Below are 24,620 nucleotides of genomic sequence, written 5' to 3'. Positions count from 1 at the left end.
AGAGACCGCGTGATCGAGCTGCCGCGTCACGGCTTCGGCGGCGCGCCCATCGGCAACCTCTTCCAGGCGGTCACCGACGCCGAGGCCCGGGCCACGGTGGACGCCGCCTGGGAGAGCGGGGTCCGGCTGTACGACACCGCGCCGCACTACGGCCTCGGCCTGTCCGAGCGCCGGCTCGGCGCGGCGCTCGCCGGGCGTACGGACTATGTCCTGTCGACCAAGGTCGGGCGGCTGCTGGTGCCCGCGCCGGCGCCGTCGGGGCGCGACGACGACATCTTCGACGTCCCTGGCGAGCTGACGCGGAAGTGGGACTTCTCGCGCGACGGCGTACGCCGCTCGCTGGAGGACTCACTCGAACGCCTGGGGCTGCCGGCCGTGCACGTCGCCCTCATCCACGACCCCGATGAGCACGTGGAGCAGGCGCTCGGCGAGGCGTACCCGGCGCTGGCCGAGCTGCGGGCCGAGGGCGTGGTGCGGGCGATCGGGCTCGGCATGAACCAGTGGCAGGTGCCGCTGCGCTTCGTCCAGGAGACCGACATCGACGTGGTCATGCTGGCCGGGCGCTACACGCTGCTCGACCAGTCCGGCCTGCCCCTGCTGGAGGCGTGCGCCGAGCGGGGGGTGCGGGTGCTGGCGGCCGGCGTCTTCAACAGCGGCATCCTGGCCACGTCACGGCCGGGCGGCACCTTCGACTACCAGCCGGCGCCCGCGCCGCTGGTGGAGCGGGCCTCCCGGATCGCCGAGGTGTGCGAGCGGCACGGCGTGAGCCTGCCGCAGGCGGCGATGGCGTTCCCGCTGCGGCATCCGGCGGTCGCCGGCGTCGTCCTGGGGGCGCGGACCCCGGAGGAGGTCACGGCCAACGCGGCCCTGTGGTCGCGGCCGGTGCCGGACGCGCTGTGGGAGGACCTGGAGTCCGCAGAACTCATCTGACGAGGGCGTAGCCGGCGATCCACAGCTTGGGGATGACCTCGGTCTCGCCGAGCAGGGTGAAGCCGAGCCCTTCGTACAGCCGGCGGGCCGGCACGTTGTCGCGGCCGGTGGAGACGACGACGCGGCGTCCGCCGGCTCGGGCCAGCACCGCCTCGACCAGCGCCCGGCCGATGCCGCGCCGGGCCATGGCCGGGGCCACGACGAGCCGGTCGATGTCGAGCTCGTCCGCGCTCTCGGCCCAGGCCACGGCTCCTGACAGCGCGCCGCCGTCGAAGGCCGCCAGCCACAGCAGGTCACGCGCCCGCAGCTCGGCCAGGCTCTCGTGCAGCGGCGGGATCCGGTCGTCGCCGATGAGCTCCGCCTCGACCGCGTACGCCGCCTTCTGCATCGCCAGCAACTCGCTCCCGAGCGGGTCGTCGTGCGGCGAAACCGTCTTGATGATCACCACCCGAGTATCCCGCACCCCCCGCTCAGGACGGAATGAACAGCCAGGACGTCGAAGGACCCGGCTCGTACGGCGAGTCCAGCCGCTTGGCGACCACCCCCGGCAGCCCCTGCTCCCTGGCCGCCTGCCGCACCGGCCCCGCCTCGCCGGGCCACGAGGGCGCGACCTGCCAGCGGGTCCCCGACACCTCCAGCGCCTCCAGCGCGGCCCTGCGCTCGGTGTACGGCCGGTCGAGCAGGGCGTGGCCGTCGTCGTACAGCAGGTCGTAGAGGACCAGGAGCTCGGCCCCGCCGAGCGTGGCGACCTCGCCGTCCAGTACGGCGCTCCGGCTGCCGAACGACTCGGCGAGGGGCCGCAGCCAGGGATGCTCGCGGGCGGCGTCCGTCCGGCCGCCGTCGACGGGCACCAGGAGACGTCGGCCGCCCCAGGCGAACTCGAAGGCGTAGGAGGCGGCGTCCCTGGGCGGGCGGGCGCGTTCGGCGGGGAGCATCGGGTCGAGCGCGGGGAACGGGTCGCGTACCGCCTCGTCCATGCGGTGGATCATCCAGTTCTTGCCCCGCGTCCTGAACAGTACGAACCGCCCGGAGGCGCGGGCCCCGCGCAGCACCACCTTGACCTCGCGGTCGGACCACTTCTCCGTCTCGTACGTGCCGGTGTCCCAGACGGTCATGGTGCCGCCGCCGTACTCGCCCTGGGGGATCTCGCCGTGGAAGGTGAGGTACTCCATGGGGTGGTCCTCGGTGTGGACGGCCAGGTGGTTCGTCCGGGGGTCGGCGGGCAGGCCCTTGGGGACGGCCCAGGAGACGAGGACGCCGTCGCGTTCCAGGCGCAGGTCCCAGTGCAGCGACCGGGCGTGGTGCTCCTGGATGACGAACGCGTGCCCGTCCCCGGCGGCCGGGGGCTCGGCCGGGACGGGCTCGGGGGTGCGGGCGGCGTCGCGCTTGCTGCGATATCGCTCAAGTTTGTCCGGCACGCCCCGGCTTCTACCCGCCGCTCCCTTCGTTCATCATCATCAATCCTCCGATGTGTCGGCGATCAGTCGAGTTCGAGCGCCCGGCGCAGCCACGACTCCACGCCGGCCACGTGCACCGTGGCCCAGGACCGGGCGATGTCGGCCTGGCGGGCGGCGATCGCCTCGTAGATCGCCATGTGCTGCTCGCGGGTCTTCTGCAGCGCGCCCTCCTGGGTGAGCCCGCGCCAGACCCGCGCCCGGTTCGTCGGGCCCGACAGGCTCTCGATGAACGAGCACAGCACGCTGTTGCCCGACCCCTGGGCGATGCGCTGGTGGAAGCGCAGGTCGTTGGCCACCAGCTCCTCGATCGTGGGCCGCTCGGGCAGCGACTCCAGGATGACCCGCAGCTCCTCGATCTCGTCGTCCTTCATCAGCTCGGCCGCCATCGCCGTGGCGGCCGGCTCCAGGATGCGGCGGACCTCGAAGAACTGCAGCACCGTGTCGTCCTGGTGCAGGTCGAGCACGAACGACAGGGTGTCGAGGAGCAGGCCGGGCTCCAGGCTGGTGACGTAGGTGCCGTCGCCCTGGCGTACGTCGAGGACGTTGATGAGGGACAGCGCGCGCACGGCCTCCCGCAGCGAGTTGCGCGAGAGGCCGAGCCGTTCGGCCAGGTCGGCCTCCTTCGGCAGCCGGTCGCCCGGGGCGAGCTCCCCCGAGACGATCATTTGCTTGATCTTGTCGATGGCCGCGTCGGTGACCGCCACGCTTCTCCCCCTAGACATCGGATGTCTAGGAGTCTAGGGCCTGGAAGCGGACGAGTTCGACTCCGGGCAGGCGGCGGATCCGGCCGCGGGCCTCAAGGGTGCGCAGATGAGCGGCCGCCTCCCCGGCGGCCATGCCCCGCAGCATGGGGGGCAGCGTGTCCCACGGTTTGTTCCACGTCATCATCGCGGCGACCTCCCAGATGGTCTGCGGCTCGGGCTGTCCGGCCAGGAGGGCGAGCAGCGAGTCGAGCTTCTCCTCGTGATGGTGACGGATCTCGGCGGCCCGTGCCGCCACATCTGGAAATATCCACTCATGGGCGGGGAGGGCGTCGAGCGTCCCCAGCTCGCCCACCCGCTCCAGCGACTCCAGGAAGTCGCCCAGCGGATCGACGTCCTCCCGATCGTACGGATAAATCCCGATGTGTGGGGTGATGTCGGGCAGGACGTGGTCGCCGGTGAACAGCCGGTCGGCGTCCTCCAGGTGCAGGCAGATGTGCCCAGGGGTGTGGCCGGGCGTGTGGACGGCCCGCAGTTTGCGCCCCGGCAGGTCCACGAGGTCCCCGTCGCGCAGCTCGCGGTCGGGCACCGCGGGCGGGGCCGGCCGCTCGCCCGAGGCCGCCCTGGCCTCGCTGGGGTCGGCCCCGGCCCTGAGCAGCATGTCGGACTGGAAGGCCGTGTGCTCGTCGCCGGCGAAGTCGTGCATGAGCCTGACCATCGCCGCGTCGTTCTCGTGCATCGCGATCCAGGCCCCGGAAGCCTCCCTGACCTGCCCGGCCAGCCCGGCGTGGTCGGGGTGGAAGTGGGTGACGACCACCCCCCGCACCGTGCTCACGTCGATCCCGAGCGTCGCGAGACCGCCGCTCAGCGCCTGCCACGCCTCCGGATGGTTCCAGCCGGCGTCGATCAGGACCGGGCCCTTCGGCGACTCGACGGCGTAGACGAGGGTGTAGCCGAGCGGGTTGCCGGGGATCGGCACAGGCACGCTCCACACCCCGCCGCCGAGATCCTGCGGGCGCTGCTCCGCGTACGGCCTGCGTCTGGTCTTCATCCGTCCCCGATTCCTTACTTACCTAGTGCTATGGGTGGTACGTGATACAGCTCAACTGATCCGTTCGAGGATCGTCGCGGTCGCGAGCGCGCCGCCCGCGCACATGGTGACGAGGGCGGTCGTCGCGTCGGCGCGTTCCAGCTCGTGCAGCGCCGTGGTGATGAGCCGCGCGCCGGTCGCGCCGACCGGATGGCCGAGGGCGATCGCGCCGCCGTTGACGTTGACCCGGTCCATGTCGGGCTCGTGGACGCTCGCCCACGACAGCACGACGGAGGCGAACGCCTCGTTCACCTCGAACCGGTCGATGTCGCCGATCGTCATCCCGGCGTCGGCCAGCGCCTTGGCGGTCGCGTCCACGGGCCCGTCGAGGTGGTAGTAGGGTTCCGCGCCGACCAGCGCCTGCGCGCGGATGCGGGCCCGGGGGCGCAGGCCGTGCCGCCGCGCCGCCTCCTCGCTCATGACCAGCACGGCGGCCGCGCCGTCGGAGATCTGGGACGAGGTGCCCGCCGTGTGCAGCGCGCCCTCCATCACCGGCTTGAGCTTGGCCAGCCCGTCCACGGTGGTCTCGCGCAGGCCCTGGTCCCTGCGGACGTCGCCGACCGGCACGATCTCGCGCTCGAAGCGGCCGTCGGCCCACGCCTTGGCGGCCAGGTGCTGCGAGCGCGCCCCGAACCAGTCGAGCCGCTCGCGGGTGAGCCCGCGCCGCGCGGCGATGCGCTCGGCGGCGGTGAACTGGTCGGGCAGGTCGAGGTCCCAGTCGTCGGGACGCGGGTTGGCGGGCAGCACGTTGCTGCCGAGCGGCGCGCGGCTCATCACCTCGACGCCGCAGCCGATGCCCACCTCGATCACGCCCGCGCCGATCAGGGCGGCGGCGAGGTGGACGGCCTGCTGCGACGAGCCGCACTGCGCGTCGACGGTGGTGACGCCGGCCTGGTGCGGCAGCCCGGCGTAGAGCCAGGAGCCCCGGCCGACGTGCCCGCCCTGCTCGCCCGCCTGCGTCACGCAGCCGGCGAACACCTGCTCGACGGCCGAGGGGTCGAGGCCCGACCGCTCGATCAGCCCGTTGAGCGCGCCGGCGAGAACCTGTTGCGGTTTGAGCGCGGCGAGCCAGCCGGCCCGCTTGCCGATGGGGGTGCGGACGGCTTCGACGATCACAGGTGTGCTCACAGTCGCCTCCAGAACGATGCTCTGGAGAGACAGTAACGCGTTCTACTTAGCCGCGGAAGCCTGGGGGGTCAGAGCGGTGGGCAGCCCGAAGGTCTCGAAGAGCCCCTCCTCGAAGAACATGCCCACGTGCCGGACCGCGCCGCCGGACAGCGTCAGCACCATGATCGCGAACTGCCGGTAGCCGCCGTCCTCGCGGAAGTAGACCGCGAACGCCGGCTGCCCGTTGGCCGCGACCGGCACCAGCTTGAGATCGCCGGCGCGCTCCGCGGGGCACTGCGTCCTGGTGAGCTCGGCGATGGTCCGCGGGCCTTGGTACCAGCCCGTGAAGGGCGGCATCTCCCAGATCGCGTCCTCGGTGAACAGGTGCACGAGGTCGTCCACGTCGTAGTTCTCGAACGCGGCGACGTAGCGGTCGAGCAGGGCCCGCTGCTCGTCGGTGAGCGGCTCCACCGGGTCGTCCAGGCTCGGCGAGCGCTCGCTGAGCTGGGCCCGCGCCCGCTGCAGGATGCTGTTGACGGCGGCGGTGGACAGGCCGACGGCCTCGGCCACCTCCGCGGCCTTCCACCTGAGCACGTCGCGCAGGATGAGCACCGCGCGCTGCCGGGGCGGCAGGTGCTGCAACGCGGCGACCAGCGCGAGCCGGATGCTCTCGCGCGCCGTCACGATCGTGGCCGGGTCGTCGCCCGCCACGCCCGCGAGCGCGTCGGGCACCGGCTCCAGCCACGGAACCTCGTTGTCCTGGGCCAGGGGAGCGGTCGCCTCGGAACTGGGCGCGCCGAGACCGCTCGGCAGCGGACGCCGGCCGCGGCTCTCCAGCGCCGTCAGGCAGGTGGTGGTCGCGATGCGATACATCCACGTGCGCAGCGAGGAGCGGCCCTCGAAGCCGTCGTAGGCCCGCCACGCCTTCAGATAGGTCTCCTGCACGAGGTCCTCGGCGTCGTGCACCGACCCCGTCATGCGGTAGCAGTGCGCCAGCAGCTCGCGTCGCATGGGATCCGCCTGCTGGAGGAAGTCCTCATTCGTCGGCTTGTCGCTCATGCCCTATGTATAGTCGCCGCCACCGACAATTCGCGGCCCCAGCATCAGATGTCGGCGAGCAGGCGCGAGGCGGCGGTCTCGATGCGGCGCTGGATCTGGTCGTAGGTGCGCCGGCCGCGCAGCATCTCCAGCAGCTCGTGCACCCAGATGCCGGCCAGCGACCCGGCGAGGTCGCGCTGCTCCTCGCTCGCCTGCTCGAAGCTCAGCCCCTCCGCGGAGACCCGCAGCAGCAGCCCGGCCATCCGGTCGCCGAACGGCGTCTGCACCTCGGCCATGATCAGCGAGCGGATGAGCGCGTCGGCCAGCTCGGGCTCGCGCATGAGCCCGCGGGTGGCGCGCATCAGCACGTCGACGGCCCGGCCCTCGGGCGTGGCCGCGCCCGGCGGGCGGCGCTCGATGCTGCTCTCCAGCAGGTCGATCTCCTCGCCGACCACCGCCACCACGAGGTCCATCTTGGACGGGAAGTAGCGGTAGAGGGTGCCGAGGGCGACGCCGGCCCGCTCGGCCACCGTGCGCATCTGCATGGCCTCGACCCCGCCGCGCGAGGCGAGGGCGGCGGCGGCCTGGACGATGCGCTTACGGCGCTGGGTCTGGCTGCGGGTGCGGACGCTCCCCTCGCCGTCGGAGGAGGTGGCGACCGTCGCGGACGGGGTGCGCATAAGAACACGTTATCTGATGCACCGGTGCCGCGGCTTGTTACTCGGCGGTCACAAAGAACCCCTATCAGCGCATGTCCCTCGCGTTACGGGGATATAACGCGACTTTTCGGGATGATTGGCCACTGGACATTAACTAGAATCTGTTCTAGTTTGCGATTTGCTGACCGAGCGCTTGGTGTGGAGGCGGCATGACCGCGAACACCCTCGCGGCCCTGCTGACCGCACGGGCCGAGGACGGACGACCTGGCCTGCTGTTCGAGGACACGGCCTGGACCTGGCGCGAGCACGTCGCGGCCTGCCGCGCGGCGGGCTCCTGGCTGGCCGGCCGCGGCATCGGATCGCATGTCGGGGTGCTCAGCGACAACGTGCCCGGCTTGCTCTTCCTGGTGGGCGGCGCGGCGCTGACCGGGCGTCCGGTCGTCGCGCTGAACCCCACCCGGTCGGCGGCCGAGCTGGGCCGCGACGCCCGCGCGACCGACGTCGGCCTCGTCCTGTTCGACGCGCCGTACGAGGAACTGGCGGGTTCCCTGGGCCTGCCCGCCCGGCCGCTCTGCGAAGCCACCGCCAAGGACCCGCTCCCCGAGCGGACGCCCGACCCCGGCGAGCTGGTGCTGCTGATCTTCACCTCGGGCACCTCGGGCCGCCCCCGCGCCGTCCGGATCACCCAGCGCAAGCTGGCCGTCCCCGGCACCAGCCTCGGCGCGCTGCTCACCCCTGACGACGTCGTCTACTGCTCGATGCCGCTGTTCCACTCCGGGGCACTCATGGCCGCCTACGCGCCCGCCGTCGCCTCCGGGGCCGCCCTGGTGCTGCGCCGCCGCTTCTCCGCCTCGGGCCTGCTGCCCGACCTCCGCCGGTACGGCTGCACGTACCTCCACTACGTCGGCAAGGCGCTCTCCTACGCCCTGGCCACCCCGGAACGCCCGGACGACGCCGACAACCCGCTCAGACTGGCCTTCGGCAACGAGGGCAGCGCGGTCGCGATCAGGCGCTTCGGCGAGCGGTACGGCTGCCACGTCATCGACGCCTTCGGCTCCACCGAGACCGCCGTCTCGATCAGCCCCGACCCGGCGGGCCCGCCCGGCAGCCTCGGCCGCCTGCCCGAGGGCGTGGCGATACTGAACCCGTACACCGGCGAGCCCTGCCCGCCGGGACGGGTCGAGGACGGCCGGCTGCTCAACCCGGACGAGGCCGTCGGCGAGCTGGTCAACACCGCCGGGCCCGGCCTGTTCGAGGGCTACTACAACGATCCCGAGGCCGACGCCGAGCGGCTGCGCGACGGCGCGTTCTGGTCCGGCGACCTCGCCTGGCGGGACGCGGACGGCCACGTGTTCTTCGCCGGGCGCGGCACCGAGCGGCTGCGCGTGGACGGCGAGAACCTGTCGGCCGCCCCCGTCGAGGCCGCGCTGCGCGAGTTCCCCGGCGTGGTGGAGGCGGCGGTCTACCCGGTGCCCGACGCGGCCGCGGGCGACCAGGTGATGGCGGCGCTGGTGCTGGCGGGCGATTTCGACCCGGAGGCGTTCACGGCCTTCCTGGCCGCCCGGCCCGACCTCGGCGCCAAGTCCCTGCCCCGGTACGTGCGCGTGGCCGACCGGCTGCCCCAGACGCCCTCGCACAAGGTCGTCAAACGGGTCCTCGCCCGCGAGGGCTGGCGTACCGGTGACCCGGTGTGGTGGCGCACCCCGTCCGGGCTGCGCCCGCTCACCGGCGCGGACGTGAAGGCCATCGAGGAGGAGTTCGTACGGCACGGCAGGCAGCACCTCTTGGAGACGTAGGGGAACAACACGTGGACTTCAACCTGGACGAGACCCAGCAGGACGTGCGGAGACTGGCCGCCGACGTGCTGGCCAAGGAGGCGGACGAGGAGCGGCTGCGGCAGGCCGGGCTGCTCGGCCTGTGCGTGCCCGAGGAGGCGGGCGGCGCCGGGCTCGGGCCGGTGGAGATGGCCGTGGTGCTGCGGGAGGTGGGCGTGAAGGCGGCGGCGCTCCCCGGGCTGCCCGCGCTCGCCGGCACCCTGGCCCTGGCCCGCCACGGCACGCCCGAGCAGCAGCGGCGGCACGCGGACGGCATCGCGCTCGCGGTGCGGGAGCCCGGCCGCGCCCTGGCCGCCCCGCCGGAGACCATCGCCCACGACGACGGCGGCTGGACGCTCACCGGGCGCAAGGTCACCGTCATGTACCCAGGCGCGGCGGCGCTGGTGACCGCCGGCGAGGGCCTGTTCCTGGCCGAGCTCCCCGGCACGACCCCGGAGCGCACCTCGACCGGCGAGCCCGCCGCCACCGTCGTGCTCGACGGCGCCCCCGCCGAGCGGGTGGCGGGGCCGGAGGCCGCGGCCGACGTCCGCCGCCTCTACACCGCCGCGATCGTCGCGCAGGCGAGCGGCGTGCTCGCCGGGGCGCTGGAGCTGACCACCGCCCACATCAGGACGCGGCGGCAGTTCGGCCGCGCGCTGGCCGAGTTCCAGGCCGTGACCATGCAGATCGCCGACGTCTACATCGCCGGCCGGGCGCTCGACGTGGCCATGTGGTCGGCGCTCTGGCGGCTCGGCGAGGGCCTGCCGGCCGAGGAGGACCTGGCGCTGGCCGCCTATCACGCGGCCGAGGCGGTCAAGGCCCTGCACACCTGCCAGCACCTGCACGGCGGCCTCGGACTCGACGTCACCTATCCGCTGCACCGCTACTTCGCCCAGGCCAAGCACCTGTCCTACCTGCTCGGCGGCGCCGACGCCCAGCTCGACCTGATCGGAGCGCTCGTCTGATGCTCATCGACCTCACCCCGGAGCAGCGCAGGCTCCGCGACGAGCTGCGCGCGTACTTCCAGGGCTGCCTGACCGAGGAGGACCGGCGCGCGATCGCCGAGGACCCGTTCGGCGAGACGTACATGGAGCACTGCCGCCGTCTCGGCCGCGACGGCAAGCTCGGCCTCGGCTGGCCCAAGGAGTACGGCGGCGCCGGCTACGGCCCCCTGGAGCAGCAGATCTTCGCCAACGAGATCGCCCGCGCGGGCGTGCCGTACCCGATCATCACGGTGCAGACGGTGGGCCCGACGCTCATGCAGTACGGCACCCCCGAGCAGAAGGACTTCTTCCTGCCGCGCATCCTCGCCGGGGAGTGCCACTTCGCGATCGGCTACAGCGAGCCCGAGGCCGGCACCGACCTGGCGTCCCTGCGGACGACGGCGGTGCTCGACGGCGACCACTACGTCGTCAACGGCCAGAAGATCTTCACCAGCGGCGCGCACTACGCGCAGTACATCTGGCTGGCCGCCCGGACGAACCCCGAGGCCAAGAAGCACAAGGGCATCACCATGATGATCGTCTCCACGGACGATCCCGGCTACTCCTGGACCCCGATCGTCACCATGGACGGCCGCCACCACACCAACTCGACCTACTACTCCGACGTCCGCGTCCCGGTGAACATGGTGGTCGGCGAGGTGGACAAGGGCTGGGACCTGATCGTCAACCAGCTCAACCACGAGCGGGTCACGCTCGGCCCCGCCGGCAACCTCGGCCAGACCTACGACCGGTTCCGCGACTGGGCCCGCCGTATGGGCCTGGACGACGAGCCCGACGTGCGCCGCGCGCTCGCCCGCCTGTGGGCGGCCCTGCGCACGAACGAGCTGCTCAACTGGCAGGTCGCGGCCAACATGGACCTCGGCTGGCTGGGTGCGCCCGACGCCTCGGCCACCAAGATCTACGGCTCCGAGCGGATGCAGGAGGCCGGCCGGATCGTCGGCGACGTCCTGGCCCGCCACGGCGACCCCGCCGACCCCGGGACGGCCGAGCTCATCGAGCGGACCGACCTCGGGGCGAAGGGCGCGGTGGTGCTGACCTTCGGCGGCGGCGTCAACGAGGTGCAGCGGGAGCTGATCGCGATGCTCGGCCTGAGCCTGCCGAGGCCGCCCCGATGACGGACGCGCTGACCGACGAGGAGCTGCACGAGCTGGCGGCCAAGCAGACGGCGCTGGGCGAGCTGCGCGGCACGCCCGCCGCCGACCCGGTGAACGTCCCGATGATCCGCCACTGGCTCGCCGCCATGGGCGACGAGAACCCCGCCTACCTGGAGCGCGGCCTCGCCCCGCCCGCGATGGCGCAGGTGTGGACCATGCCCGGCCTGCGCCGCGCCGTCAAGGACCGCTCGCCGGTGGACGAGCTCATGGCCGCGCTCAACGCCTCCGGCTACACGGGCGTCGTCGCCACGAACTGCGAACAGGTCCACCACCGCTACGCCCGCGTGGGCGAGGTCCTGACCCCCGCCACCCGCTTCACCAGCCTGGCCGGCCCGAAACGGACCGCGCTCGGGGTCGGCTTCTTCGCCACCTGGAACATCACCTGGTACGCCGGCGACGACGAGCCGGTGGCCGAGATGCTGTTCCGCGTGCTGAAGTTCCGCCCACGGGAGAAGCGACCGAAGCGCGAGCCCTATCCGCTGCGGCCCGCCGTCAACCAGGACACCGCCTTCTTCTGGGAGGGCGTACGCCAGGGCGAGCTGCGCGTCCAGAGCTGCGCCGACTGCGGCCTGCTGCGCCACCCGCCGGGCCCGCTGTGCCCCCAGTGCCGCTCGGCCAACCGCTCGTACGCCGTCGCGTCCGGCCACGGCACCCTCTACAGCTACGTCGTGCACCACCGGCCGCCGGTGCCGGGGCGGGAGACGCCGTTCGTGGTGGGCGTGGTGGAGCTGCCGGAGGGCGTCAGGGTCGTGGGCAACGTCGTGGACTGCCCGATCGAGGAGGTGGCGGTGGGGATGCCGCTGCGGGTGACGTACCGGTCGATGGACGACGAGCTCGTCCTGCCGATGTGGACGCCGGGGGAGCCGTGAGCGAGGAGCTGGACGTGCTGCCGGAGCTGTCGATCGACCTGACGCCCACCCTGGTCATCGCCACGGCCCTCGCCACGATGGACCCCACGCCGGTGCACCACGATCCGGCGCTGGCCCGCGCGCAGGGCTCGAAGGACATCTTCCTCAACATCCTGACCACGATGGGGCTGGTCGAGCGGTACGTCACCGACTGGGCGGGCCCGGCGGCGGTCATCCGGCGCATCGACGTCAAGCTGGGCGTCCCCGCGTACGCGGGGGACCGGCTGAGCTTCACCGGCGCCGTCGTCTCGCGCGCGGACGGCGAGCTGACCGTCGAGGTGCGCGGCGCGGTCAGCCTGGGCGACCACGCGGTCGGCACCGTCACCCTGACCCTGCCCGAGGGGGAGGACCCGTGTTGAGCGGACGCGCGGCGGTCGCCGGGATCGGCGCCACCGAGTTCAGCAAGGAGTCCGGGCGTTCGGAGCTGCGGCTGGCCGCCGAGGCCGTGCTCGCGGCGCTGGACGACGCCGGGCTGTCGCCGGCCGACGTGGACGGCATGGTGACCTTCAGCCAGGACGCCAACCAGGAGATCGCGGTCGCCCGCGAGGTCGGCGTCGGCGACCTCACGTACTTCTCCCGCGTCGAGTACGGCGGCGGCGCGGCCTGCGCGACGGTCGCGCACGCGGCCATGGCCGTGGCCACCGGCACGGCCCGCACGGTCGTCTGCTACCGGGCCTTCAACGAGCGCTCGGGACGCCGCTTCGGCCAGCCGGACGCCCGCCTCGGCGGCCAGCCGACCTCGCAGGGGCTGGAGATGAGCTGGCACGTGCCGTTCGGGCTGATGACGCCGGCGGCCTGGGTCGCCATGTTCGCGCGCCGCTACATGCACACCTTCGGCGCGACGTCGGAGGACTTCGGCCGGGTCGCGGTGGCCATGCGCAGGCACGCCGCCACCAACCCCGCCGCCTGGTTCCACGGCCGGCCCATCACGCTGGAGGAGCACCAGGCGTCGCGCTGGATCGTGGAGCCGCTGCGCCTGCTCGACTGCTGCCAGGAGAGCGACGGCGCGGTGGCCCTGGTGGTGACCTCGGCCGAGCGCGCCCGCGACCTGCGCAGGTCGCCCGCCGTCATCAAGGCCGCGGCCCAGGGCTCGGCGGCCGGGCAGCAGATGATGACGAGCTACTACCGGGACGACATGAGCGGCCTGCCGGAGATGGGGGTCGTCGGACGGCGGCTCTGGGAGATGTCCGGCCTGTCCCCGTCCGACATCAGGATCGCCATCCTGTACGACCACTTCACCCCGTTCGTCCTGGCCCAGTTGGAGGAGCTGGGCTTCTGCGGCCGGGGCGAGGCGCCCGCCTTCATCGCCGACGGCGGCATCGAGCTGGACGGCCGCCTCCCCGTCAACCCGCACGGCGGGCAGCTCGGCGAGGCGTACATCCACGGCATGAACGGCATCGCCGAGGCGGTACGCCAGATCCGCGGCACCGCCGCCAACCAGCTCGGCGGCGTCGCGAACGTCCTGGTCACGGCGGGCACCGGCGTACCGACCAGCGGCCTGATCCTGTCGGCCGGTTAGGGGGTCCAGGCGCCCGCGACCTGCCGGGTGGAGGCGTTGAGCCGGTTCCACACGTTGATCGAGGCGATCGCCAGGACGAGGCCGCCGAGCTGCCGCTCGTCGAAGTGGTCGGCGGCCTCGTTCCAGATCTCGTCGGACACCGCCTCCGGCCGGTCGGCGAGGCGGGTGACGGCCTCGGTGAGCGCCAGGGCGGCCCGCTCCTCGTCGGTGAAGTACGGCGCGTCACGCCAGCCGGCCAGCGCCCACATCCGCTCGTCGCTCTCGCCGTTCTTCTTCAGGTCGCGCCCGTGCAGCTCCAGGCAGACGCCGCAGCCGTTGATCTGGCTGGCACGCATGTAGACGAGGTCGAGCAGTCCCTTCGGCAGGCCCGTGTCCGCCACGCTCTTGCCGAGTGCCTGGAGCGCCTGCATCGCGCCGGGGACGACGAAGGCGGGGTTGCCCATACGTGCTTCCATTGGTGGTCTCCACGTTCTCCGGTTGAAGAGGTCTCTCACTCGCTCTGAACCGGCGGCGAAGGAGAATGTGACCGATGAACGAAGAAAAAGAACTTATTGCCATGTTCGAGGCGCACCGGGATCATCTGCGCGCGGTGGCCTACCGGATGCTGGGCTCGCTCAGCGAGGCGGACGACGCGGTGCAGGAGACGTGGCTGCGGCTGGAGCGGACCGACGTCCGCGACGTGGTGAACCTGGGCGGCTGGCTCACCACAGTGGTGGGCCGGGTCTGCCTCAACCTGCTGCGCTCCCGCCGTACACGGGGTGAGGAGCCCCTGGAGCCGACCATGCCCGACCCCGTGGTGACCTCGCCCGATGGCGTGGACCCCGAGCACGAGGCGCTGCTGTCGGACTCGGTGGGGCTGGCGCTGCTCGTGGTGCTCCAGACGCTGGAGCCGGCCGAGCGGCTGGCGTTCGTGCTGCACGACATGTTCGCGGTGCCCTTCGACGAGATCGCGCCGATCGTGGACCGCACCCCCGCCGCGACCCGGCAGCTCGCCAGCCGCGCCCGCCGCCGGGTGCGGGACGGCGCCGTCACGCCGGACCCCGACCTGGCCAGGCAGCGCGAGGTCGTGGACGCCTTCATGGCCGCCTCGCGGGCCGGCGACTTCGACGCCCTGGTCGCGGTGCTCGACCCGGACGTGGTGCTGCGGGCCGACGCGGGCGGCGCGCCGCGGACCTGGCTGGAGGTGCGCGGGGCGCTGGAGGTGGCCGGGCGGGCGTTCATGTTCCGGCGCTTCGCCGCGTACGTGCGGCCGGTGCTGGTCAACGGCGTGGCCGGGGTGGTCACGGCGCCGGAGGGCCGGCCGCTGTCGGTCATGGCGTTCACCGTGGCCGGCGGCAGGGTGGTCGCGCTCGACATCCTCCAGGACGAGGACCGGCTGGCCGCGCTGCTGGGCGGGTAGCCGGCCCTCGGGGAGGGGCTACGGGTTGAAGATGGTGGGCACGGAGAAGAAGACGATCATCGCGATCGCCACGCAGACCAGGAAGCCGACCAGCTCCCAGACCCAGTCGTAGTGGCGCTCCTTGCGGCGGCGCTTCTTCTCCGGACGCGGCTTCAGCTCGGGGCGGCGCTTGGGGACGGGCCGGGCACGGACCGGACGCGGCTCCAACGCGTCCCGCGCCGGGGCAGGGGCCGGGGCGTCCTTGCCCGCGGGCTCATCCTTCCTCGCGGGCTCATCCCTTTTCGCGGGCTCGTCCCGTCTTGCGGGCTCGTCCTCCCACGGCAGGCGGTAGACCGGCTCGGCCGAGGGCTTGGCGCGCGGCTGGAACAGCGGCGCGGTCTCCCTGGCTGGTCCGTCCTCCTCCTGCCGCGGGTCGCCGGGCTGGAGCGGGCGGGCTGGGCCCTTGTGCACCAGCACGTCGTCGGCGGGGGTCGGCTGGGAGCGGCGCACCGGCTCCGGCCGGCGCAGCCCGCCCCGTCCAGCGGGCGGTGCCGGCGGGGTGAACGGCGGCTCGCCCGGCAGCAGCACGTCACCCGTCGCGTACGGCTCGGGGGAGTCCTTGGGCAGCAGCACGTCGCCGGTGGCGAAGGGCTGCAGCCCGTCCTCGGCCGGCGCGGCCATGAAGAACGGCCGCTCCTCGCTCGGCGGCAGCGGCGGGACCGGCGTGCGCTTGGCGCGCCGGCCGTCGTCGAAGGCCCCGAGCGGGTCCCTGAGCGGCCGGGTGAGGCCGGGAGGGGGCCCGAGCGGGGGCCCGACCGGGCCGCGCAGCCGGGGCATCGGGGCCGTGGTGGCCTCGTGCTCGGACACCCGTGAGGCCGCCGGCGGCGACAGCAGCTCCGCCGGGAAGATCACGGTGCTGGTCGCGGGGTCGGCGTCGGCCAGCGGCTGCGGCCAGACCGGCGGGCTCGGCCAGCGCGGCTTGACGAACAGCGGCGCGGGCTGGGCCGTACGCGAGCCGGCGAAGTGGATGCGCAGCGCGCCGGGCGGCTGCGGCCACGGCAGACGGCCGAGCACGTCCTTGAGCGGCGCGACGGCGAGCGCGCCGTAGATGTCGGCGACGGGCTTGGGCACGCGGGCGCCGATCGAGGCCAGCGCCGTGCCGAGGGCCTGGCGGAACCGGTGCCCGGCTCCCACGGCCAGCTCCTCGGCGGTGTCGGGGGCGACGTCGAGCACCCAGGCCAGCTCGGCCTTGCTGAGGCCGCAGACCGCGCACAGCACCAGCACCTCGCGCTGGTGGAGGCGCAGCTCGCGCAGGGTGCGCTCGACGAGAGCGGTCGCGGGGTCGATGAGGGGGTCGACGGCGGGCGGGGCGTAGACGACGTCGCGGCGGTGGATCTCGCGGCGGGCGAAGGCGTAGAGAGCGGCGCGGGGCGGCTCCGCGGCCGGGACGGCGTTGAGCACCGCCAGCAGGACGTCGGAGGCGGAACCGAGGTCGCCCAGCTGGTCGGCGCAGTACGCGAACAGCCCGGCGGCATGGCGGTCGTAGAGCTCTGCGATCAGTTCGGCGCGTGGGCGCTGATCGGTGAGCGGCTGGGACACGGGGCCGGATCCTCTGGGTGCGGACGCTGCGGGTGAGAGGGGTGCGCGTCAGGGAGATTGTGGAGGTAATCATGCCAACACCGACAGGTTCGGCGCACTACCAGATCCAGATTTAAGTAAATAAGGCTGGTCAGTGAAGCGCTTAAGCGCAGCCCGGCACGACACGCCCGTAGTCCTCGCCGTAGTCTGTCGTGCACGAGAGATCATGCGGCGGTCGTGGCACGGGGGTCGCGGCCCTGCCACGAGCGAGAGGTCACGCGTGATCACATTCGACGCTGTCACCAAACGCTATCCGGACGGCACGGTGGCGGTTGACTCCCTCAGCCTGGAGGCGCCCACAGGGGAGATCACCGTCCTGGTCGGCCCTTCCGGATGCGGGAAGACGACGTCCCTGCGGATGATCAACCGCATGATCGAGGCCAGCGAGGGCCGCATCCTCCTCGACGGGAAACCGGTCCAGGGCATCGATCCGCCGACGCTGCGGCGCGGCATCGGCTACGTCATCCAGCAGGCCGGCCTGTTCCCCCACCGCAAGATCGTGGACAACGTGGCCACCGTCCCCTACCTGCTCGGCTGGGACCGCAAGAAGGCCCGCTCCCGTGCCATGGAGCTGCTGGAGCGCGTCGGGCTGGACCCGTCGCTGGCGGGGCGCTACCCGTTCCAGCTCTCGGGCGGGCAGCAGCAGCGCGTGGGCGTGGCGCGGGCGCTGGCCGCCGACCCGCCGGTGCTGCTCATGGACGAGCCGTTCAGCGCCGTGGACCCGGTCGTGCGGACGAGCCTCCAGGAGGAGCTGCTGCGGCTGCAGTCGGAGCTGCAGAAGACCATCGTCTTCGTCACCCACGACATCGACGAGGCCATCAAGCTCGGCGACCGGGTGGCGGTGCTGCGCGTGGGCGGGCGGCTGGCGCAGGTCGCCGATCCCAAGACGCTGCTCACGGAGCCGGCCGACGACTTCGTCCGGGAGTTCCTGGGGCACGACCGGGGCATCCGGCGGCTGGGGTTCGTCCCGACCGACGGGCTGCGGCTGCGTACGGACCTGACCGTGACGGAGGGCGCCGAGCGCGGCGCCGCCGAGCCGTGGCTGCTGGTCGTGGACGGCGAGGGCCGGCCGCTCGGCTGGGCCTCCGGGGCGCGTCCCGGCGAGCTGGAGCGCCACGGCACGTACGTCCACGGGCGTGACTCGATGCGCGCGGCCCTCGACGCGGCGCTGCTGTCGCCGTCCGGCTGCGCGGTGGCCGTGGACGAGGGGGGCAGGGTGGTCGGCGTGGCCACCAGGGAGAGCCTGGACCAGGCGCTCGCGGAGGCCGCCGATGTCTGACGGCCCGCCCTCCATCTGGGAGTGGATCGGCCGCAACTGGGACACCGGCCGGGCCGACAGCATCCGCAACCTGCTGACCGACCACCTCACGATGTCCCTGGTGCCGATCGTGCTCTCGCTGGTGCTGGCGCTGCCGCTCGGCCTCGCCTGCGCGCGCTGGCGCTGGCTCTACCAGCCCACGTCGGGCCTGATGAACGTGATCTACGCGCTGCCGTCGCTGCCGGTCTTCATGCTGCTGATCTCGGTGACCGGGCTGTCGCAGACCACGGTGATCATCCCGCTCACCTTCTACGGCATGGCCGTGCTCATCCCGGCCGTCGTGGACGGGCTGCGCTCGGTGCCGGACCACGTACGGCAGTCGGCGGTCGCGATGGGCTTCACGCCGCTGCGCCGGCTGCTGCGGGTCGAGCTGCCGATCGCGGTGCCCGTGGTGCTGGCCGGGCTGCGGGTGGTCGCGGTCTCCAGCATCAGCCTGGTCAGCGTGGGCGCGCTGATCGGGCAGGGCGGGCTCGGCGGGCTGTTCACGCGGGCCTACCAGAACCCGTTCATGCCGCCGGTGATCGTGGGCATCGTGCTCATCGTGGCGCTGGCGCTGGTCGCCGACGCGCTGATCGTGCTGGCGCAGCGGCTGCTGACCCCCTGGGTGCGCGCGCGGAAGGGGATGGCGTCGTGAGCTGGCTGACGAGCTTCTTCTCCTGGCTGGGCGAGTTCTTCGGCACGGCCGCCAACTGGTCGGGCCCTGGCGGCATCCCCATGCGGCTGCTGGAGCACCTGGAGTTCTCGGCGCTGGCGCTGGCGCTGGCCGTGGTGATCGCGGTGCCGGTCGGGCTGCTCATCGGGCACACCGGGCGCGGCGAGGTGATCGTGGTCGTCTCGGCGAACCTGGCCAGGGCGCTGCCGACGCTGGGCCTGCTGGTGATGTTCGTGCTGCTGCTGGGCACGGCGTCGATCTGGCCGGTGATCATCCCGCTGGTGCTGCTGTCGGTGCCGCCGATCCTGGTCAACACCTACGAGGGCATCAGAGGCGTCGATCCAGAGCTGCGCGACGCGGCGTACGGGATGGGGCTGCGCGGCGGGCAGGTGCTCACGCGGGCCCTGGTGCCGGTGGCGCTGCCGCTGATCCTGCTCGGGTGCCGGCTCTCGGCGATCCAGGTCGTCGCCACGACGACGGTGGCGGCGTACACGGGGCTGGGCGGGCTCGGGCGGTACGTGATCGACGGTTTCGCGACGAAGGATTACGCGAGCGTCGTCGGGGGTTCCGTACTGATTGTGCTGTTCGCACTGGTTGTGCAGATCTTGTTCGCGCTCGCGCAGAGGGTGGCGGTCTCGCCGGGGGTGAGCCGGCGACAGAAAATCCGATAGTCTCCTGTATTACCGCCCGCTTTAGAAGGGAATAGCAAGATGAGACGCACGTACGGCATCGCGGGGGTGCTGATCTCGGCGGTGCTCGCGCTGTCCGCCTGTGGCGGCGGCGGGTCCGGCAACGCGGGCAACCCGCTCGACACCTCCAGCGCGGCCCCCAGCGGCTCGGCCTCGGGCGGGGCCGCCGACGCGGGCAAGGCCGTCATCGGCTCCTTCGACTTCGACGAGAGCGTGCTGCTCGCCTCGATCTACGCCCAGGCCCTGGAGTCCAAGGGCGTGCAGGTGGAGGAGAAGCCGCGCATCGGCAGCCGCGAGGCGGTCTACGACCAGGTCAAGAGCGGTGGCCTGACCATCGTCCCCGAGTACAACGGCAACCTGCTCGCCTTCATCGACCTCAAGGCCACGGCCGCCACGACCGACGAGGTCAACGCGGCGCTGAAGGAGAAGCTGCCCGCCGAGCTGGAGGTGCTCGACTCCTCCCCGGCCGAGGACAAGGACAGCCTGTCGGTCACCAAGGACTTCCAGGCCAAGCAGTCCGTGACCACGATGGAGGACCTCGGCAAGGTCTCCAAGACCCTGGTCGTGGGCGGGCCGCCGGAGTTCAAGAAGCGCTGGGAGGCCCGGTTCAAGGAGGTCTACGGGATCGAGTTCAAGGAGTGGAAGCCGACCGGCCCCACCACCGCGGACGCGCTGAAGGACGGCACCATCCAGGTCGGCAACGTCTTCACCACGGACCCCAAGATGACCGCCAACAACCTGGTGCCGCTCCAGGACACCAAGAACGTCTTCCCGGCCCAGAACGTGACGCCGCTGCTGTTCAAGGCGGGCGCGAGCGACACGATCCGCACCACGCTCAACTCCGTCTCGGCCAAGCTGACGACCGACTCGCTGCTCCAGATGATGCAGCAGATCTCCGTCAACAAGGACGAGCCCGCCACGGTGGCCAAGGAATGGCTGACCACCAACGGCCTGGGCTGATCGGCGTGCGCGCGCGGTGAGCGAGTTCACGGGCGAGTTCACGGAGGCGATGGCGCAGCTCGCCGGCGGGGTCGCCGTGGTGACCGTACGCGACGGGCGCGACGACCTCGGCACCACCGTGTCGGGGCTGATGTCGGTGTCGCTGGAGCCCCCGCTCGTGCTCGTCAGCCTGGCCGGCGGCGGCTATCTGCACGAGGTCCTGCTCCGGCGGGACCGCTGGGCCGCCTCCCTGCTGTCGGCGGGGCAGGCGGCCGTCGCCAGCCGCTTCGCCACCCCGGGCAGGCCCAGCGCCCGCCTGCTGGTGGCGGGGCTGCCGCACCATCGGGGGGCGCACACGGAGGCGCTGGTGGTGGAGGGCGGGGTGGCCGCGCTGGAGGCCGAGACCACGAAGGTGGTCCCGGCCGGCGACCACACGCTCTTCATCGCCGCCGTGCTCGGCGTGACCTACGTCGACCCGTCGCTCCAGCCGCTGGTCCGCCTGCGGGGCCGCTACCGCCCCGTGTGAGGGCCGGCGGCGGCTCCGTCACCGGCCCGTCAGCGGCTCCGTCAGCGGCCCGACGCCGGCCGGTGCCGGTCAGCGGATCGTGTACCACTCGGGCAGGATCAGCGGGCCGGCGGCGGGCAGGCCCAGCTCGGCCGACAGGCGGGACAGCGGCCCCCAGGCGTCGAGCCGCATCCTGGCCAGGGCGGCGGACTTGTCCTCGCTGGAGTCCGGGCCGCGCAGCCGCTCCAGCGGGTTGAGCCGCGGGTACATCCGCACCGGCGCGCTCTCGCTCAGCCCGGCCCGCTTCCTGGCGAGGGCCAGGGCGTCCTCCAGGCCGCCGAGCTCGTCCACCAGGCCGTTGGCCCGCGCGTCCGCGCCGGTCCACACCCGGCCGCGGGCCAGCTCGTGCGTACGCTCCCTGCTGAGGTCCCGGCTGCTCGCCACCTTGCCCACGAAGTCGTCGTAGATGCGGTCGAGCCAGGCGTTGACGCGCTCCCACTGCTCGGGGGAGAAGGCGCGCGAGGGGGAGAACATGCCGGCGTTGGCCCCCTCGGCCACCATTTCCGTACTTATCCCCATCCGCTGGAGAAGGTCGGCGAAGACGGGCTTGCCGCCGTACACGCCGATCGACCCGGTCAGCGTCCCCGGCTGGGCCACGATCACGTCGGCGGCCATCGACACGAAGTAGCCGCCGGAGGCCGCCAGGTCGCCCATCGAGACGATGACCGGCTTGACCTTCCGCGTCAGCACCACCTCGCGCCAGACCGTGTCGGAGGCCACGTACGAGCCGCCGGGGCTGTCCACCCGGAACACCACGGCCTTGACGTGCTCGTCGCGGCGGGCGGCCCGCAGCGCGGCGCTGATCGTGTCGGAGCCCATGGCCCCGCCGCCGCCGAGCGGGCTCCGGCCGCTGCGGCCCGACTTGATCATGCCGATGCCGTGGACCAGCGCGATCCCGTCGGCCCCGGGGTGCGGCAGCTTCCTGACGGCGGCGGCGCGGGCGTAGCGGGAGACGTACAGCAGGTTCGCCTCCGCGCCCGCGGCCCGCTTGAGCTCGTCGTACACCTCGTCCCGGTACGCGAGCCCGTCCACCAGCCCGGCCTCCTGCGCCTCGCCGGCCGTGAACGGGCCGCGGTCGATCAGCTCGCGCACCTTCTCCGGGTCCAGCCGCCGCCCGTCCGCGATCCCGTCGATCATCGTCTCGGTGATCGACTCCACGATCCGGCCGATCGACTCCCGGTGCGGCTCGGTCATGTGGTCCTGGGTGAAGGTGTTGGCGGCGGTCTTGTACTCGTGCCGCTGGCCGACCTCGTAGCCGACGCCCAGCTTGCCCAGCGCGCCCTTGAGGAAGCGCTGCTCCACGGCGACGCCGGTGAGCCCGACGTCCCCGCTCGGCTGCAGGTAGACCCGCTCGAAGGCGCTGGCCAGGTAGTAGGGCACGGTGCCGCCCGCGAACTCGCCGAACGTCTCGGCGAACGCGACGGTCAGCTTCCCACTGGCCCGGAAGTGGAGGACGGCCTCGCGCAGCTCCTGCACCATGGCGAGCCCCAGCGGCGGCCCGCCGATCTTGACGACCAGCCCCTTGACCCGGGAGTCCTGCCGCGCCCGCCGCAGCCCGCCGATGACGTCCGCGAGGCGCGTCTTGCGCATGGACAACACGGCGGCCAGCGGATCCGTCGGCGGCCCTTCCGTGACGCCCTCGGTGAGATCGAGCTCCAGGATCAGCGGGCCGGTGCGCCGCTGGCGAAGCCTGTCGACGGTTTCGAAGATCGCCTTGCCTGCGTCCATACAACTCACCCTAAGCGACACATTTCCGTTCGTGTCTGGGCAGTTCATACGAAGTCCACACCCGGCCGCCGGGAACAATGGATCCGTGCGACCGAACACCGACGACGCCGGCCCCACGCCCGCCGACACCCTGGTCGAGCGCGTCCACGACCTGGCCGCCGGCGGCCGGCGGGTCGTGCTCGGCATCGCGGGCTGCCCGGGAGCGGGCAAGTCCACCCTGGCCCACTGGCTGGCCGACCGGCTCACCGCGACCGGCCTGCCCGCCGTGTGGGTGCCGATGGACGGCTTCCACCTCGCCGACGTCGAGCTGGAACGCCTCGGCCGGCGGCACCGCAAGGGCGCGCCCGACACCTTCGACGCCCGCGGCTACCTGGCCCTGCTGCGCCGCCTCCACACCGAGACCGGCACGGTCGTCTACGCCCCGTCCTTCGACCGCGACCTCGAACAGCCCCTCGCCGGCGCCGTCCCCGTCCCGCCCGAGGCCCGCGTGGTCGTCAGCGAGGGCAACTACCTGCTCCTCCCGCAGGACCCGTGGCCGCTGGTGCGCGCCGCCATGACCGAGGTCTGGTACGCCGACCTCGACGACCGCGTCCGCCTCGACCGCCTCGTCCGCCGCCACATCCGCTTCGGCAAGGCCCCGGAGGCGGCCGAGCGCTGGGTGGCGGAGGTGGACGAGCCCAACGCCGCCGCCATCCGCGCCACCCGCCACACCGCCGACCTCGTCCTCGACACCGCCGCACTCCTCCTCACCCCCCGCTAGAACCGCGGTGATCCCGCAGGTGAGCCGAGGTCAGGCGGCGGTGCGGGCGGTGGCGGCGGCGGTGGCGCGGTCGGCGGCGACGCGGGCGGTGGTGATCGACGTCCCGCCCGCGCTGTACCGCAGGCGCCGGCCCGTGGCCTGCAGGCGCTGCAGGGTCTGCGCCACCGAGAAGCGCGGGTAGGCCTGCCGCATCAGCGCGAACACGCCGGCGACGTGCGGCGCGGCCATGGAGGTGCCGGTCATGGCCACGTACGAGCCCCCGGGCACCGCCGAGCGGATCGCCACCCCCGGCGCGAACAGGTCCACCAGCGGGCCCCGGTTCGTGAACGAGGTCAGCGCGTCGGCGGCGTCGCTGGCCCCCACGGCGACGGCCGTGGAGATGCAGGCCGGGGCGGTGACGCCGGAGGTGAAGCCCTCGTTGCCCGCCGCCACCACGGTGGCCACCCCGAGCCTCTCCAGCGCGTCGAACTGGGGCTTGAGCGCCGACGCGGCCGGGTCGGCGTCGCAGGCCCGGCTGAACGGCTCGCCGCCGCCGAGGCTCAGGTTGGCCGCGGCGACCCGGTAGGCCCTCGCCACCCGCGCCACGTACTCCAGGGCCAGCTTCTGGTCGGAGGTGTAGCTGAGCAGGCAGGGCGAGCTGGCCCCCAGGGAGGCGCAGGACAGCGGATTCTCCAGCCGGCTGAACACCTGGACGGCGAGGATGCCCGCCTCGGGGGCCACTCCGTTCGACGGCGCGCCGGGGACCAGGCGGCCGGCCGCGATCCCGGCCACGTGGGAGCCGTGGTAGCAGGCGTTGGCGCCGTCCACGACGCACCGGGCCGTGGTCGCGTCGGCCGCCCCGGCGCCGGTCTGGTTCGGCCGGTTGTTCGGGCAGAGCGAGACGGTGCCGCTGCGGGCGTCGGAGGAGGAGAAGCAGGCCTCGCCCACGACGCGGCCGGCGAAGAAGGGGTGGCGGCGGTCGATCCCCGTGTCGAGCACGGCGACCGTCGTGCCGCGGCCGGTCCAGCCGGCGGCGTTGGCCCGGTTCGAGCCGATCAGGTCGGTGCTGACGTCGAGGCCCCGCGGCATGGCGGGCGCGCCGATCGGGGCCGCGGCGCTCAGCTCGTCCTTGTAGACGGCCCGGACGCGGGGGTCCTTGCGCAGCTCGTCGAGCGTGCGCTGGTCGACCTCGGCGACGAAGAAGGTGGAGGAGCCGTTGGCCTTGAGCACCCGGCCGCTCTCGGACGCCTTCTCGATGTCGTTCGCGACGACCCCGACGTTCTGGTCCGGCTTGAGCTCGATGATGCAGCGGACCCGGCTTCTCGTCTGGATCTCCTCCACCAGCTCGTCGCTGACGACGGGTCCGCTGGCGCCCCTGGAGTGCGCGTTCAGCGCCACGGCGCCGTCACGCGGGACGGGCGCCTCCCGGACGGGGCGAGTGTCGGCGCGCAGGGCGGGCGGCGCGCAGAGCGCCGCCGACGTGGCGGCCAGGGCGGCGACGCAGGCGAGCAGGGACCGTAGCCTCACGGGTTCCTCCGGGAATCGGCGTTCGGCCCGGTTCCTCCCCGCCTGCGTCTTGTGCGATGTGAGTGA

General features: G+C 73.0%; 25 protein-coding genes. 14 read left to right on the top strand and 11 right to left on the bottom strand.

Features of this window, described 5'->3' with window-relative positions:
• Positions 1-9 precede the first annotated feature (9 nt).
• Positions 10-930: an aldo/keto reductase gene (locus tag ACBR40_RS36090; RefSeq protein ID WP_371251634.1), complete on the top strand. Its 921-nt coding sequence runs from the start codon at positions 10-12 to the stop codon at positions 928-930.
• Here the strand turns inward: ACBR40_RS36090 and ACBR40_RS36085 are convergent.
• The 7 genes from ACBR40_RS36085 to ACBR40_RS36055 form a co-directional block, all read right to left on the bottom strand.
• Entirely contained in the window at positions 923-1,375 is a 453-nt protein-coding gene (locus tag ACBR40_RS36085) for a GNAT family N-acetyltransferase (protein WP_371251633.1), read from the bottom strand. The two genes, ACBR40_RS36090 and ACBR40_RS36085, sit on opposite strands and share 8 nt — an antisense overlap.
• Positions 1,376-1,400: 25 nt before the next feature.
• Positions 1,401-2,348 carry a DNA polymerase ligase N-terminal domain-containing protein gene (locus ACBR40_RS36080; protein ID WP_371251632.1) on the bottom strand — a complete coding sequence of 316 codons (948 nt, stop codon included), beginning with the start codon at positions 2,346-2,348 and terminating at the stop codon, positions 1,401-1,403.
• 62 nt (positions 2,349-2,410) lie between these two features.
• Entirely contained in the window at positions 2,411-3,091 is a 681-nt protein-coding gene (locus ACBR40_RS36075; RefSeq protein WP_344217564.1) for a FadR/GntR family transcriptional regulator, read from the bottom strand.
• Positions 3,092-3,116: 25 nt separating this feature from the next.
• Positions 3,117-4,139, bottom strand: a complete 1,023-nt coding sequence (locus ACBR40_RS36070) for an MBL fold metallo-hydrolase (protein ID WP_344217561.1) — start codon at positions 4,137-4,139, stop codon at positions 3,117-3,119.
• Positions 4,140-4,190: 51 nt separating this feature from the next.
• A complete protein-coding gene (locus ACBR40_RS36065; protein WP_371251631.1) occupies positions 4,191-5,306 on the bottom strand; it encodes a steroid 3-ketoacyl-CoA thiolase in 1,116 nt (371 codons plus the stop codon).
• A 42-nt stretch (positions 5,307-5,348) separates the two neighbouring features.
• Complete coding sequence (locus ACBR40_RS36060) at positions 5,349-6,344, bottom strand: sigma-70 family RNA polymerase sigma factor (RefSeq protein ID WP_344217557.1); 996 nt, start codon at positions 6,342-6,344, stop codon at positions 5,349-5,351.
• Positions 6,345-6,388: 44 nt separating this feature from the next.
• On the bottom strand, positions 6,389-7,003 hold the full coding sequence (locus tag ACBR40_RS36055; protein ID WP_329590376.1) for a TetR family transcriptional regulator: 615 nt from the start codon (positions 7,001-7,003) through the stop codon (positions 6,389-6,391).
• A gap of 188 nt (positions 7,004-7,191) precedes the next feature.
• Here ACBR40_RS36055 and ACBR40_RS36050 point away from each other — a divergent pair, with 188 nt between their 5' ends.
• Genes ACBR40_RS36050 through ACBR40_RS36025 form a run of 6 tightly spaced genes read left to right on the top strand, consistent with a single transcriptional unit; the run spans position 7,192 to position 13,381 of the window.
• Positions 7,192-8,778: an AMP-binding protein gene (locus ACBR40_RS36050; protein ID WP_371251630.1), complete on the top strand. Its 1,587-nt coding sequence runs from the start codon at positions 7,192-7,194 to the stop codon at positions 8,776-8,778.
• A gap of 11 nt (positions 8,779-8,789) precedes the next feature.
• The gene (locus tag ACBR40_RS36045; RefSeq protein ID WP_344217551.1) at positions 8,790-9,761 is read left to right on the top strand and encodes an acyl-CoA dehydrogenase family protein; all 972 of its coding nucleotides are present in this window, start codon (positions 8,790-8,792) and stop codon (positions 9,759-9,761) included.
• Positions 9,761-10,915: an acyl-CoA dehydrogenase family protein gene (locus ACBR40_RS36040; RefSeq protein WP_371251629.1), complete on the top strand. Its 1,155-nt coding sequence runs from the start codon at positions 9,761-9,763 to the stop codon at positions 10,913-10,915. Before ACBR40_RS36045 ends, ACBR40_RS36040 begins: the two co-directional genes overlap by 1 nt.
• Positions 10,912-11,823 carry a Zn-ribbon domain-containing OB-fold protein gene (locus ACBR40_RS36035; RefSeq protein ID WP_371251628.1) on the top strand — a complete coding sequence of 304 codons (912 nt, stop codon included), beginning with the start codon at positions 10,912-10,914 and terminating at the stop codon, positions 11,821-11,823. The genes ACBR40_RS36040 and ACBR40_RS36035 overlap by 4 nt, the downstream gene beginning before the upstream one ends.
• Positions 11,820-12,221 (top strand): MaoC family dehydratase, encoded by a 402-nt coding sequence (locus ACBR40_RS36030; RefSeq protein WP_344217544.1) that lies wholly within the window; start codon positions 11,820-11,822, stop codon positions 12,219-12,221. Before ACBR40_RS36035 ends, ACBR40_RS36030 begins: the two co-directional genes overlap by 4 nt.
• Positions 12,218-13,381 carry a lipid-transfer protein gene (locus tag ACBR40_RS36025; RefSeq protein ID WP_344217746.1) on the top strand — a complete coding sequence of 388 codons (1,164 nt, stop codon included), beginning with the start codon at positions 12,218-12,220 and terminating at the stop codon, positions 13,379-13,381. Before ACBR40_RS36030 ends, ACBR40_RS36025 begins: the two co-directional genes overlap by 4 nt.
• On the opposite strand, the gene ACBR40_RS36020 is transcribed toward ACBR40_RS36025, so the two are convergent.
• Positions 13,378-13,836 carry a carboxymuconolactone decarboxylase family protein gene (locus ACBR40_RS36020; protein WP_371251627.1) on the bottom strand — a complete coding sequence of 153 codons (459 nt, stop codon included), beginning with the start codon at positions 13,834-13,836 and terminating at the stop codon, positions 13,378-13,380. The genes ACBR40_RS36025 and ACBR40_RS36020 overlap by 4 nt on opposite strands.
• Positions 13,837-13,910: 74 nt before the next feature.
• Between ACBR40_RS36020 and ACBR40_RS36015 the strand changes: the two genes are divergently transcribed.
• Positions 13,911-14,780 (top strand): sigma-70 family RNA polymerase sigma factor, encoded by an 870-nt coding sequence (locus ACBR40_RS36015; protein WP_371251626.1) that lies wholly within the window; start codon positions 13,911-13,913, stop codon positions 14,778-14,780.
• A gap of 18 nt (positions 14,781-14,798) precedes the next feature.
• On the opposite strand, the gene ACBR40_RS36010 is transcribed toward ACBR40_RS36015, so the two are convergent.
• A complete protein-coding gene (locus ACBR40_RS36010) occupies positions 14,799-16,358 on the bottom strand; it encodes a hypothetical protein (RefSeq protein WP_371251625.1) in 1,560 nt (519 codons plus the stop codon).
• 259 nt (positions 16,359-16,617) lie between these two features.
• Between ACBR40_RS36010 and ACBR40_RS36005 the strand changes: the two genes are divergently transcribed.
• Genes ACBR40_RS36005 through ACBR40_RS35985 form a run of 5 tightly spaced genes read left to right on the top strand, consistent with a single transcriptional unit; the run spans position 16,618 to position 20,521 of the window.
• Positions 16,618-17,676, top strand: a complete 1,059-nt coding sequence (locus tag ACBR40_RS36005; RefSeq protein ID WP_371251624.1) for an ABC transporter ATP-binding protein — start codon at positions 16,618-16,620, stop codon at positions 17,674-17,676.
• Entirely contained in the window at positions 17,669-18,349 is a 681-nt protein-coding gene (locus tag ACBR40_RS36000; RefSeq protein WP_091078598.1) for an ABC transporter permease, read from the top strand. The genes ACBR40_RS36005 and ACBR40_RS36000 overlap by 8 nt, the downstream gene beginning before the upstream one ends.
• Positions 18,346-19,038 (top strand): ABC transporter permease, encoded by a 693-nt coding sequence (locus ACBR40_RS35995; protein WP_344217531.1) that lies wholly within the window; start codon positions 18,346-18,348, stop codon positions 19,036-19,038. Before ACBR40_RS36000 ends, ACBR40_RS35995 begins: the two co-directional genes overlap by 4 nt.
• A 39-nt stretch (positions 19,039-19,077) precedes the next feature.
• Positions 19,078-20,016: an ABC transporter substrate-binding protein gene (locus ACBR40_RS35990; RefSeq protein ID WP_364454185.1), complete on the top strand. Its 939-nt coding sequence runs from the start codon at positions 19,078-19,080 to the stop codon at positions 20,014-20,016.
• 49 nt (positions 20,017-20,065) lie between these two features.
• The gene (locus ACBR40_RS35985; RefSeq protein WP_371251673.1) at positions 20,066-20,521 is read left to right on the top strand and encodes a flavin reductase family protein; all 456 of its coding nucleotides are present in this window, start codon (positions 20,066-20,068) and stop codon (positions 20,519-20,521) included.
• Between the two features lie 69 nt (positions 20,522-20,590).
• Here the strand turns inward: ACBR40_RS35985 and sppA are convergent, their stop codons facing one another.
• A complete protein-coding gene (gene sppA, locus ACBR40_RS35980) occupies positions 20,591-22,288 on the bottom strand; it encodes a signal peptide peptidase SppA (protein ID WP_371251623.1) in 1,698 nt (565 codons plus the stop codon).
• 85 nt (positions 22,289-22,373) lie between these two features.
• Here sppA and ACBR40_RS35975 point away from each other — a divergent pair, with 85 nt between their 5' ends.
• A complete protein-coding gene (locus tag ACBR40_RS35975; RefSeq protein ID WP_371251622.1) occupies positions 22,374-23,048 on the top strand; it encodes a nucleoside/nucleotide kinase family protein in 675 nt (224 codons plus the stop codon).
• A gap of 30 nt (positions 23,049-23,078) precedes the next feature.
• Here ACBR40_RS35975 and ACBR40_RS35970 read toward each other — a convergent pair whose 3' ends face one another.
• Positions 23,079-24,554 (bottom strand): S8 family serine peptidase, encoded by a 1,476-nt coding sequence (locus tag ACBR40_RS35970; RefSeq protein WP_371251621.1) that lies wholly within the window; start codon positions 24,552-24,554, stop codon positions 23,079-23,081.
• Between the last annotated feature and the right edge of the window lie 66 nt (positions 24,555-24,620).

Source organism: Nonomuraea sp. AD125B, assembly GCF_041402765.1.
Taxonomy (GTDB): domain Bacteria; phylum Actinomycetota; class Actinomycetes; order Streptosporangiales; family Streptosporangiaceae; genus Nonomuraea; species Nonomuraea bangladeshensis.
This window is presented reverse-complemented; position numbering and strand designations above follow the sequence as displayed.